This window comes from Rhizobium sp. LEGMi-198b (assembly GCF_054114205.1).
Genome location: NZ_JBSYVH010000003.1, coordinates 1 through 11929 on the forward strand (window position 1 = coordinate 1; position 11929 = coordinate 11929).

Consider the following 11929-nt stretch of genomic DNA (forward strand, 5'->3'; position numbering starts at 1 on the left):
CCGGACAGTAGCGCGTCGACGGGCCGGCATAGATGTCGTGCTCGGAACGCTTCTGCAGGTCCATGTCCTTGACCTTGAGATGCACCGGCTGGTCTTCCTCATGATTGGTGTTCGACAGGAACACCGACGAGAGACGATCGAAGGTCAGAACGCCGTCCGGCTTCGGATAGGAAATCGGCTTGTGCTGCGAGGCCGGCTCCAGTGACTGCGCATCGGTCTTGCCGTGTTTCAGCGTGCCGAAGAAGGAAAAGCCGAACAGCGTGTTCGTCCACATGTCGAGACCGCCAAGCGCCACGCCTATCGCCGTGCCGAACTTCGACCACAGCGGCTTGACGTTGCGGACCTTCTTCAAGTCGCGGCCGATGTCGGTGCTGCGCCATTCGTTCTCGATCTCGATCACTTCGTCATTGGCGCGGCCGGCGGCGATCGCCGCGGCGATCTTGTCGGCCGCCAGCATGCCCGACAGCACCGCATTGTGGCTGCCCTTGATGCGCGGCACGTTGACGAAGCCGGCCGAACAGCCGATCAGCGCGCCCCCGGGGAAGGAAAGCTTCGGCACCGATTGCCAGCCGCCTTCGGTGATGGCGCGTGCCCCATAGGAGAGACGCTTGCCGCCCTCGAAGGTGGAGCGGATCGCCGGGTGCGTCTTGAAACGCTGGAATTCCTCGAAGGGATAGAGATAGGGGTTCTTGTAATTGAGGTGCACGACGAAGCCGACGGCGACGAGATTGTCTTCGAGGTGATAGAGGAACGAGCCGCCGCCGGTCTTCATGTCCAAAGGCCAGCCGAAGGAATGCTGCACCAGGCCCTGTTTGTGGTACTCGGGCTTCACCTGCCAGAGTTCCTTGAGGCCGATGCCGAACTTCGGCACGTCACGTCCCTCATCGAGCTTGAACCTGGCAATCAGCTGCTTAGCGAGCGAACCGCGCACGCCTTCGCCGATCAGCACGTATTTGCCGAGCAGCGCCATGCCACGGGTATAGTTCGGGCCGGGCTCGCCGTTCTTGTCGATACCCATGTCGCCGGTGGCAACACCGATGACGGCACCTTCGTCATTGTAAAGCACTTCGGTGGCGGCAAAGCCGGGATAGATCTCGACGCCGAGCGCTTCCGCCTTTTCGGCGAGCCAGCGACAGACGTTGCCGAGCGAGACGATATAATTGCCGTGGTTGTTCATCAGCGGCGGCATCAGCGCGTTCGGCAGGCGGACGGAGCCGGCCGGTCCGAGCACCAGGAAGTGATCGTCCGTCACCTTGGTCTTGAAGGGATGGCCGTCCTCCTCCCGCCAGCCGGGCAGCAGCCGGTCGATGCCGATGGGATCGACGACGGCGCCCGACAGGATATGGGCGCCGACTTCCGCGCCCTTCTCGAGCACGACGACGGTCAGATCCGGATTGACCTGCTTCAGATGGATCGCCGCCGCAAGACCAGCCGGCCCCGCTCCGACGATCACAACGTCGAATTCCATGCTCTCGCGTTCTGGCAGCTCGCTTGCGTCGGTCATTGCGATATCACAGCGCCTTTTCGAGTTCCGGCAGGGCCTCGAAGAGATCGGCGACGAGGCCGTAGTCGGCGATCTGGAAGATCGGTGCCTCCTCGTCCTTGTTGATGGCGACGATGACCTTACTATCCTTCATGCCGGCGAGATGCTGGATGGCACCGGATATGCCGCAGGCGATATAGAGCTGTGGTGCCACCACCTTGCCGGTCTGGCCGACCTGCCAGTCGTTCGGGGCATAGCCGGCATCGACGGCCGCGCGGCTTGCGCCGACGGCCGCCCCGAGCTTGTCGGCGACGGGAAGGATGACTTCCTTGAACTTTTCCGCCGACCCCAACGCGCGGCCACCGGAGATGATGATCTTCGCCGAGGTGAGTTCCGGACGGTCGGACGCCGACAGCGCATCGGCGACGAAGCTGGACAGGCCGGGATTGGCGACCGCCGGGATTGCTTCGATCGTGGCCGAACCACCGTCTGCGGCAGAGGCGAAGGAAGCGGTGCGCACGGTGATCACGCGTCTGGCATCGGTCGACTGCACCGTCTGGATGGCATTGCCGGCATAGATCGGCCGCTTGAAGGTATCGGCGGAGACGACTTCGATGATTTCCGAGACCTGGGCGACATCGAGCAAAGCGGCAACCCGCGGCATGACGTTTTTGCCGACCGAAGTGGCCGCCGTCAGGATGGTGTCATAGGAGCCGGCCAGCGCCACGATGAGGGCTGCGAGCGGCTCGGCCAGATTGTTGGCGAGGCTGGCATCGTCGGCTAGCAGCACCTTGGAGACGCCGGCAAGCTTGGCTGCCTGCTCGGCCGCAGTGTTGGCGCCAGCGCCGGCGACAAGCACATGGACTTCGCCACCGATCTGCCTTGCCGCCGTCAGCGCCTTGGCGGTCTGGTCGGAAAGATGGTTGCTGTCATGATCAGCCAGAAGAAGAATGGCCATGGTGTCTAACTCCTCGTTCGGACTGGATTAAAGCACGCCGGCTTCGGTCTTGAGTTTTTCGACCAGCTCGGCCACCGACTTGACCTTGACGCCCGCCTTGCGGCCCGACGGCTCCTCGGTCTTCAGCACCTTCAGGCGCGGCTCGGTGGAGACGCCGAAATCGGCCGGGCTCTTCTTGTCGAGCGGCTTCTTCTTCGCCTTCATGATGTTCGGCAGCGAGGCATAACGCGGCTCGTTGAGGCGCAGGTCCGTCGTGACCACCGCCGGCAGCTTGACCTCGATCGTCTGCAGGCCACCATCGACCTCGCGGGTGACAGTCGCCTTGCCATCGCCGATCTCGATCTTCGAGGCAAAGGTTGCCTGCGCCGATCCCAGCAAGGCCGCCAGCATCTGGCCGGTCTGGTTCGAGTCATCATCGATCGCCTGCTTGCCGACGATGATCAGCCCCGGCTGTTCGGCATCGGCCACGCCTTTCAGGATCTTCGCCACTGCCAGCGGCTCGACTTGATCGTCGGTCTCGACCAGGATGGCACGATCCGCCCCCATGGCGAGCGCCGTCCTCAGCGTCTCCTCGGCCTTGGCCGGGCCGATCGACACCACCACCACTTCTTCGGCCTTGCCGGCTTCCTTCAGCCGCAGCGCTTCCTCGACCGAGATCTCGTCGAACGGGTTCATCGACATCTTCACATTCGCAAGCTCGACACCCGTGCCATCCGCCTTCACACGGATCTTCACGTTGTAATCAACCACCCGCTTCACCGGGACGAGAATCTTCATGGCGAACCCCTTTCATTGTTCCGAAGATTGGTGCCGTTCAGTGCGGTCGTTCGGCAAGCAACACCCAGAAGGCGAAGAGAGGCGTGTCGACCGATCTCATGGCATGTTTGATACCGGGGATATTATAGAACGACCCGCCGATACCGGGCGAAAACCAATCCCCGTCCTCTTGCCGGAACTCGCCATCAGACAGCACGAGATAGGTTTCTTCAGGAGGGTGATTGTGATCCGGATAGCGAACTCTGGGCGCCAAGAGGGTTACTCCGAACCAGAGGTCGTTGCGAATTTCCAAACCGCCCGGGCCAATGATCATCGCATTGGCGTGGCCATCAAGGAAATTCTCGCTGGCCGTGGCGGCATCATACTTGGTTCGCTGTCTCCACTCGAGCAGAGGTTCAACTCGCCGAAAAAGCTCCATTATGCGCCGAAGAGCAGGATCGGACGTGTGGACGGACAAGGCGTCGGCAAGGAACGCGCAGATCGGAAGACGGCTGCCATTCCCTTCCCTTTGCATGCCTGGACGTTCCAGCGCCGAAAAGATTTCCGCGATCGAGCGGCGACCCTGCGGATCCTTCACACATTTGTCGAAGGCTACGAAAGCAGCGTCGATGAAGTGCTGCAGGTCCTCATTTCTTTGGCTCATTCCATCCCCTCCCGCCGGATCGACCAACCGTCCTCCCGCGCTAGATGTCCTTCGCGATCCGAAGGCCATCGTAGATCGCTGCATGCGTGTTGCGAGCCGCGACGGCGTCACCGATCCGGAACAACTGGAACTTTCCTTCCGGATTGCGAACGACGGACTGGGGTTTTCCTGCGAGAAGCTCATCGTGCGATATTTCGCCGAAGTTACTGGAGAGCGGCTTCAGCTCGAAATACAGTTCGTCCAGTGGAATGGTGCCATGATTGACGACGATCTGGTCGACGACACGCTGCTTGGAGACACCACCATAGTCGCTTCCGACATGGGCGACGATCTGGTTGCCATTCTTCTCAGCCGACTCCAATCGGAACGTCACGGTAAAGGTGACATCGAGCTTCTGCAGCGAGCGCATGTAAGGAACGAGGTTCATCGCCATGACTTCCGGCGCGAAGGAGCGGTCGGGCGTCATGATCTCGACCTTCGCGCCAGCCTTTGCCAGGAATTCGGCAGCCTGCAATCCCGCATGATCGCCGGCGTCATCGAAGATCAAAACGTTCGTGCCGGGTTTCACGTCGCCGGAGATGATGTCCCACGAGGACACGACGAGTTCGTTGCCCTTTGACAATACCTCCGTATGCGGCAGGCCGCCCGTCGCGATGATGACGACGTCCGGATTCTCCGCAGCAACCGTTTCCGCTTCCGCCCAGGTATTGAAGTGGAACTTGACGTCATACTTCTCGCACTGGCTCATGCGCCAGTCGATAATGCTGATCATCTCTCGTCGGCGTTCGCTCTGCGCGGTAAGCCGGATCTGGCCGCCCGGATTGTTCGCCGCCTCGAAAACGACGACGTCATGGCCGCGTTCCCCGGCGACGCGGGCGGCCTCGAGACCGGCAGGACCGGCGCCGACGATGACGACCTTCTTCCGGGTGTCAGCCTTCGACACGATATGAGGCATGGTCTGCTCGCGGCCGGTCGCGGCGTTGTGGATACAAAATGCCATGCCGCCCTGGTAGATGCGGTCGAGACAGTAGTTTGCGCCGACGCACGGCCGAATGTCTTCCTCGCGCTTTTCGATGATCTTCCGCACGATATGCGGATCGGTCATATGAGCGCGGGTCATTCCGACCATGTCCACTTTTCCGGCCGCGATGGCATGGCGGGCGGTGGCAACGTCCGGAATTTTTGCGGCGTGGAATGTCGGGAAGTTCGTCGCGGCGCGTATCTCACCGGCAAAATCGAGATGCGGCGAATTGGCCATGCCCTGAATTGGAATGACATCGGTCAGGCCCGGATCGGTGTCGATGTGGCCACGGATGACGTTCAGGTAGTCGACCAGACCGCTATCGCGCAGCCGCTTGGAAATCTCGATACCCTCTGCCTTGCCGGTCCCGCCGGGAAGACATTCGTCGGCGGTGTAGCGAATGCCGAGAATGAAGTCGTCGCCAACGCGTTCACGCATCGCCTTGAAGACATCGAAACAGAAGCGCATCCGATTTTCCAGCGGGCCGCCATAGGGAGCGTCGAGTTCGTTGGTGAGCGGAGACGCGAACTGATCGATCAGATGGCCATAGGCCTCCAGCTCCACCCCGTCCATACCGCCCGCTTTCATGCGTTCGGCGGCATCCGCAAAGTCCTTGATGATGCGCTCGATATCCCAGTCTTCAATCTTTTTGGGAAAGGCACGGTGGGACGCCTCGCGGTGATGCGATGGAGCCACGACCGGCAGCCAATCGCCCTTGTCCCAACGCGTGCGGCGCCCGAGATGGGTGAGCTGAATCATGATCGCCGCGCCCTCTTCGTGAACGGCATCGGTCATTTCGCGGATCCAGGGAACAATCTCGTCCTTATAAGCGAGCAGGTTGTTGAAGACCGGCGGACTGTCGCGCGAAACGGCCGCGGATCCTGCCGTCATCGTCAAGGCCACTCCGCCCTTCGCCCGCTCCACCGTGTAAGCCCGATACCGTTCCTTCGGCATTCCGTCTTCGGGATAAGCCGGCTCGTGGGACGTCACGATGATGCGGTTTCGCAGCGTCAGATGCTTTAATTTATAGGGCTGAAGAAGAGGATCGTTCGACATATGTCGGGCTCCGGATTAGAAACATCACAATGACGCTATGCGCAAATGTACATACGTGTCAATGCGGAAAACATTTTAGTCTCTAATTTCGACACTGATGTACATTTTCCTTGTGTCGGCCTTCGCAATTTGATAGGAGATAGGTCATGGACCAGAGTTTGAACGACAGTGGTTGGCGCGGATCGCAGGAAGGCTGGCTGGAGGCGGCATACAGCTCGCTGATCGACGCCGGAGTTGATGCGGTCAAAATCCTGCCGCTGGCAAAGAAGCTCAAGCTTTCCCGCACCAGCTTCTACTGGTTCTTCAAGGATCGGGAGGAGCTGCTGGGCGCTTTGCTTGCAAGATGGAGAGACAAGAACACCGGCAACATTATCAAGCAGTCGGAGGCATATGCAGAATCCTTGGCGGAAGCCATGCTCAATGTTTTCGATTGCTGGCTGAATAAGGACCTTTTCGACTCGCAGTTCGAGTTCGCAGTGCGCAGTTGGGCACTGCAATCGTCGGAAATTCTCGAAGAGGTTCAGCGCGCGGACCAGGCAAGAGTAGAGGCGCTTACGCGGATGTTCATGCGGTTCGGCTATGAAGCCGCCGCCGCAGACGTGCGCGCGAGAACAACCTATCTGGTGCAGATCGGCTACATCTCGATGCAGTCCAACGAGGAAATCGGTCTGCGTATGAAGCGCATACCTGAATATATCGCAATCTATACTGGCCAGGTGCCGCAGCAGAGAGAGCTGGACCGCTTCTTTGCGCGGCACGGTTACAAGCCAGACTAACGGCGGGCAAGAATGAGCGGTTTAGGAAAGATCGGTATCGTTGGAGGTGCAGGCTGGCTTGGCGGGGCGATTGCAGAGTCTTTGGTAAGCGCTGGCGTCGTCGGCGACGAAGATCTTGCCCTCTCCTATCGAAGCACGCGGCCGGACAGGTTTTCGCAAGCTTTCTGGACCGTCGACAATCAAGAGTTGGCAGACCGTTCCGATATCATTTTTCTTTCCGTGCGACCTGCCGACTGGAGGCAATTGCGTATCGATGCCAAAGGCAAGTTGGTGATCTCTGTTATGGCCGGTGTCTCCCTCGCCGCGCTTTGCCATCACCACAATACTCCGCGCGTTGTCCGTGCACTTCCCAACGCAGCCGCGGAAGTGGCGCTTTCCTATACACCATGGATCGCCACGCAGCATGCGACAGGTGAAGACAAGGCCGCTGTTCGAGCCATATTCGACGCCTGCGGAATGCAGGACGAGGTCGCAAGCGAAGGCGACATCGACTATCTGACCGGTCTTTCGGGCGCGGGGCCGGCATTCCCCGCCCTGCTCGCCGCTGCCATGCTGAAGGATGCGATCGCGCGCGGGCTGGAACCAAAAGTCGCGCACCGCGCCGTTAACGCTGTTCTGGTCGGCACGGGTGGCTTGCTGCAAAAGCGGGATGAAAATCCCGACGACATCGTTCGCACCTTTCTCGATTATCGCGGCACAACTGCAGCAGCGATCGAGGAAATGCGCGCTTCCGGCTTCGATACCGCGGTACAAAATGGTTTGTCCGCAGCATTCGCAAAATCAATAAAAATGGGACAGATTTCCTGATAGCCTGAATGCGGGTTTGCGGCGCCCCGCCCCTAAGACAAGCCGCTAAACTGAGGGAACGATAATGAAAAAGCTATTGGCATCGACCTGCATGTTGTTTGGACTGGTAGGCGGAGCTTCCATTGCGAGTGCCGCCGAATGTGGCAACATCACGATCGCCAGCATGAACTGGCAAAGCGCGGAAGTCCTCTCCAATCTCGATAAGATCATCCTGAATGAAGGCTATGGATGCGAAGCGGATATCACCGTTGGTGACACCGTTCCGACGATCACCTCCATGGCGGAGAAGGGTGAACCCGATATTGCGCCGGAAGCCTGGATCGACCTGCTGCCAGACGTCGTCAAGAAGGGTACCGACGAAGGGAGGATCGTTCAGGTCGGATCCCCGCTTCCCGATGGCGGCGTGCAGGGATGGTGGATCCCGAAGTATGTTGCCGACGCACATCCGGACATCAAGACCATTCCTGATATGCTGAAGCACCCCGAATTGTTCCCAGATCCTGAAGACGCCAAGAAGGGCGCTATCTTCAATGGCCCCCAGGGTTGGGGCGGCACGATCGTCACATCGCAATATTACAAGGCCTTCAATGCGGACAAGGCAGGCTTCACTCTGGTCGATACCGGCTCTGCGGCAGGCCTCGATGGTTCGATTGCAAAAGCCTATGAGCGCAAAGAAGGCTGGGTAGGTTATTACTGGGCGCCAACGGCATTGCTCGGCAAATACGCGATGGTGAAGCTCGATGCAGGCGTGCCGAACGATCCTGCGGAGTGGAAGCGCTGCAATACAGTGGCTGACTGCGCCGATCCCAAGCCGAATGCCTGGCCGACCGACCATGTCGTCACGCTGGTTGCCAAGACCTTTTCCGAGAAGGTCAGCCCCGAAGTCATGGACTATCTCAAGAAGCGCTCTTGGAGCAACCAGACCGTCAACGGTCTGATGGCCTGGATGACGGACAATCAGGCAAGCGGCGAAGATGGCGCCAAGCACTTCCTGAAGGAAAACAAAGACGTCTGGACGAAGTGGGTCACTCCGGACGCCGCCAAGAAGATCGAGGCCGCTCTCTAGCCGCCCGTAAACAAGCGGCGCGCACGGCGCGCCGCTCCTCACCGCCGTACAACATAAAAAGACTGGCACGGCTTCTTTAAGAAAAGGGGAACCGCATGGACTGGTTTTACACCTTCCCTCACATGAACGACGATGCGCTTCGTGATCTCAAGAAGCTCATCGACGACAATTTTCGCGCATTCACGAGAGCCTACGGAGACACGATCGAGGGCTTTTTCACGCCGCTGCAGCATTTCTTGATGGCGGCCGAGAAATTCATGACCCAAACCCCGTGGCCGATCATCACGCTCTTGATCCTGGCGGTCGCGTGGCTTGCGAGCCGCAATTTCAAGATCGTCCTGGGCTGTCTCGTGACGCTGTTGCTGATCGGTTATTTCGACATGTGGCAGGACACGATGCGCACGATCTCGATGATTTTCGTCTGCACCGTACTCTCGATCGCCATAGGTCTGCCTATCGGCATTCTGATGTCGCGCTCCGACCGCATTCAGAAGCTGGTCAGCCCGATCCTCGATATCATGCAGACCATGCCGAGTTTCGTGTATCTCATCCCCGTGGTGATGCTTCTTGGCATCGGACGCGTACCCGGCCTCATCGCAGTCGTCATCTACGCTATTCCGCCGATGATCAGGCTCACCGACCTTGGTATCCGGCTTGTCGATAAGGATGTCCTGGAAGCTGCCGACGCATTCGGAACCAACCGATCACAGAAGCTCTTCAAGGTGCAGTTGCCGCTTGCCTTGCCGACAATCATGGCCGGGATCAATCAGACCATCATGATGGCGCTGGCAATGGTCGTCATCGCCTCGATGATCGGCGTGCAAGGCCTCGGCCAACCCGTGCTCAAGGCAATCGCAAATCAATACTTCACCTTGGGTATCTTCAATGGACTTGCCATCGTTGGCATCGCCATCATCTTTGACCGGGTCAGCCAGGCATACGGCAAAAGACTCCAGAAGCACCGGGAGACCGTTCATGGCTGATCATCATTTCGGCGGTATCAGGATCCGACACCTTTACAAGATCTTCGGTCCCAATGCGGCAGCCCATATCGAGGCTGCTCAGAAGGGCATGACCAAGGCCGAGCTCAACCGGGCGCACGGGCATATATTGGGTCTGAAAGACATCAATATCGAGATCCCATCGGGCTGTATCCAGGTCATCATGGGCCTCTCCGGCTCAGGCAAGTCAACGCTCATTCGCCACATAAACCGTCTGATCGATCCGACAGCGGGCGAAGTGCTGGTCGATGGTGTCGACGTTGTCAAAATGGACGAAACCCAGCTTCGCGAGTTCCGCCGGCACCAGACGGCGATGGTGTTTCAGAAGTTCGCACTTCTGCCGCATCGTAGCGTCCTCGACAACACCGTCTTCGGGTTGGAGGTCCAAGGGATCGCCCGTTCGAAAGCCGTCGACGTCGCCATGCGATGGCTGGAGCGAGTGGGCCTGAAGGGATTTGAAGACAAGTATCCCAATCAGCTCTCGGGCGGGATGCAGCAACGCGTCGGGCTCGCACGCGCTCTTTCGAACGATGCACCGGTGCTGCTCATGGACGAGGCTTATTCGGCTCTTGATCCATTGATCCGAACGGACATGCAGACTGTCCTTCTCGACATCCAGAAGGAGATCAAAAAAACGATCGTCTTCATCACCCACGATCTCGACGAGGCTCTGCGTCTCGGTGATCAAATCGCAATTCTGCGCGACGGCGAGATCATTCAGCAAGGAACCAGCCAGGATATCGTCCTGCGTCCGGCCGACGACTATGTCGCCAACTTCGTCAAGGAAGTAAACCGCGGGCGCGTCGTCCAGGTGGAGGCGATCATGTCACCTCTTCGTGGCGCGACAGCATCCAGCGGCCTTACCGTGCACGCGGGGACGACGGTGGAAGAAGCCGTGCGCTTGCTCGCATCCGTTCCGGATGGTGATGTGACGGTGCTAGGCGCCTCTTCCGAGCCTGTCGGCGTGGTGACGCTGCGCCAGCTCGCTTGTGCGATGGTCAGTTCACAAGGTCAAGAACGACAAAGGGACGTGGTCGCCATGGCGCGCTGATCCATTGTTTGAAAAGGGTCAACCAGATGCTTGTCGGCGCCGAACATCCATTGCGCAGGGAACTCCATCAGGAACTCCACGCAAGACCTTCACTTTATTTCGATGGCGACACCGATGTCTGGCACGTCGCCATCGTTTCGGAGAACGCAGCTCCTCCCATCCCATCAGAACTGCTGGAACTCGATGATGTTGCAATCACGGGCCAGGGAAGCCACGGCATAGGAAAATGTGGCGACGGACGACTGAAATGGGAGGCGCATACCGAGTTTGTGACGTTGACCTACGTCTCACCGGCATCGATCGACCAGCCGACTGCATTGCCGAAGCCGTTTTACGACTGCATTCGCTTCGTAGAAGGCAAGGTGATCGCTGCCGTGCGTGTCCCGGTGCGAGACGAAAAGGAGGCGCCGCGTCCAAAACCCGGGGTCGACTACGTCGCATCGAAAGTGGGCGGCGGCGACGCGGAGGTCTATTCGAGCTTCCGTCTCGATGATGACGGATTCGTGGAATTTCGCGTCTATAACCGCAACCTCAATGCCTACCGTACGGGTCGCATGGTGAGGCGGCTGCTGGAAATTGAAACCTACCGGATGATGGCGCTGCTCGGCATGCCGGTGGCGCGTGAGACGGTCAAACAACTTTCGGATTTTGACAGGCGCCTCACCGTTCTGATTGAGCACATGCAGAGCGAAATAAAGGTGGACAAGGCGCTTCTGTCGGAAGTGACGAAGCTATCTTCCGATGTCTTGAAGCTGACGGCAAAGGCAAAACAACGATTTGGAGCCACAAAGGCCTACGCCGAAATTGTCGCAAGCAGGATGATTGAGCTGCGCGAAGAACGAGTGGAGGACAGACAGCGTATCTGCACTTTCATCGACCGCCGCTTTCAGCCCGCCGTTCGCTTCGTCCATGCAACGGAGCGGCGTCTTTCCGAAGTGGGTGAGCGGGTTAGCCTTGCAGGCGACCTCCTGCGGACGACCGTCCAAGTGCAGCTTGAGGACCAGAACGCATCGCTCCTAAGCTCGATGGAAGAGCGTGCACGCGTGCAGGTTCACATTCAGCAGGCGGTCGAGGGCTTTTCGGTCATCGCAATCACCTACTACGCCATCAGCCTGACAAAGGTGTGCCTGGAGGCGGCCGGCGAACTTGGCTTCGACGTCCATCTGGCAAAGGCCGGCCTGCTGTTTACCGTTCCCGTGGCAGTCTTCGCGATCTGGGCGGGCATTCGGCATGTCCGAAAGGGCATCGCAGCGCATAGCGCATCGTAACCAACGATACTCATCTTGGCAG

At 59.1% G+C, this 11929-nt stretch carries 11 protein-coding genes; 6 read left to right on the plus strand and 5 right to left on the minus strand.

Features of this window, described 5'->3' with window-relative positions; genetic code table 11:
* The 5 genes from ACXHXG_RS12980 to ACXHXG_RS13000 form a co-directional block, all read right to left on the minus strand.
* Positions 1 to 1504: electron transfer flavoprotein-ubiquinone oxidoreductase (locus tag ACXHXG_RS12980; protein WP_457899521.1), on the minus strand; the 1504-nt coding region annotated here is incomplete at its 3' end.
* 7 nt (positions 1505 to 1511) lie between these two features.
* Positions 1512 to 2441, minus strand: a complete 930-nt coding sequence (locus tag ACXHXG_RS12985; RefSeq protein WP_457899522.1) for an electron transfer flavoprotein subunit alpha/FixB family protein — start codon at positions 2439 to 2441, stop codon at positions 1512 to 1514.
* 27 nt (positions 2442 to 2468) lie between these two features.
* A complete protein-coding gene (locus ACXHXG_RS12990; protein ID WP_457899523.1) occupies positions 2469 to 3218 on the minus strand; it encodes an electron transfer flavoprotein subunit beta/FixA family protein in 750 nt (249 codons plus the stop codon).
* A 37-nt stretch (positions 3219 to 3255) separates the two neighbouring features.
* Positions 3256 to 3861 carry a dimethylsulfoniopropionate lyase gene (locus ACXHXG_RS12995; RefSeq protein WP_457899997.1) on the minus strand — a complete coding sequence of 202 codons (606 nt, stop codon included), beginning with the start codon at positions 3859 to 3861 and terminating at the stop codon, positions 3256 to 3258.
* A 40-nt stretch (positions 3862 to 3901) separates the two neighbouring features.
* Positions 3902 to 5938, minus strand: coding sequence for an oxidoreductase (locus ACXHXG_RS13000; RefSeq protein ID WP_457899524.1), 2037 nt, complete (start codon positions 5936 to 5938; stop codon positions 3902 to 3904).
* Positions 5939 to 6084: 146 nt separating this feature from the next.
* Here ACXHXG_RS13000 and ACXHXG_RS13005 point away from each other — a divergent pair, with 146 nt between their 5' ends.
* The 6 genes from ACXHXG_RS13005 to ACXHXG_RS13030 all read left to right on the plus strand — a co-directional run bounded on the left by ACXHXG_RS13005 (position 6085) and on the right by ACXHXG_RS13030 (position 11907).
* Positions 6085 to 6714 (plus strand): TetR/AcrR family transcriptional regulator, encoded by a 630-nt coding sequence (locus tag ACXHXG_RS13005; RefSeq protein WP_104826149.1) that lies wholly within the window; start codon positions 6085 to 6087, stop codon positions 6712 to 6714.
* Positions 6715 to 6726: 12 nt separating this feature from the next.
* Positions 6727 to 7521: a pyrroline-5-carboxylate reductase family protein gene (locus ACXHXG_RS13010; RefSeq protein WP_104826148.1), complete on the plus strand. Its 795-nt coding sequence runs from the start codon at positions 6727 to 6729 to the stop codon at positions 7519 to 7521.
* A gap of 64 nt (positions 7522 to 7585) precedes the next feature.
* Positions 7586 to 8587 (plus strand): ABC transporter substrate-binding protein, encoded by a 1002-nt coding sequence (locus tag ACXHXG_RS13015; RefSeq protein ID WP_104826147.1) that lies wholly within the window; start codon positions 7586 to 7588, stop codon positions 8585 to 8587.
* A gap of 95 nt (positions 8588 to 8682) precedes the next feature.
* A complete protein-coding gene (locus tag ACXHXG_RS13020) occupies positions 8683 to 9570 on the plus strand; it encodes an ABC transporter permease (RefSeq protein WP_104826146.1) in 888 nt (295 codons plus the stop codon).
* Positions 9563 to 10639, plus strand: coding sequence for a quaternary amine ABC transporter ATP-binding protein (locus ACXHXG_RS13025; protein ID WP_457899525.1), 1077 nt, complete (start codon positions 9563 to 9565; stop codon positions 10637 to 10639). Before ACXHXG_RS13020 ends, ACXHXG_RS13025 begins: the two co-directional genes overlap by 8 nt.
* A gap of 26 nt (positions 10640 to 10665) precedes the next feature.
* The gene (locus tag ACXHXG_RS13030; protein ID WP_457899526.1) at positions 10666 to 11907 is read left to right on the plus strand and encodes a DUF3422 domain-containing protein; all 1242 of its coding nucleotides are present in this window, start codon (positions 10666 to 10668) and stop codon (positions 11905 to 11907) included.
* Positions 11908 to 11929 lie beyond the last annotated feature (22 nt).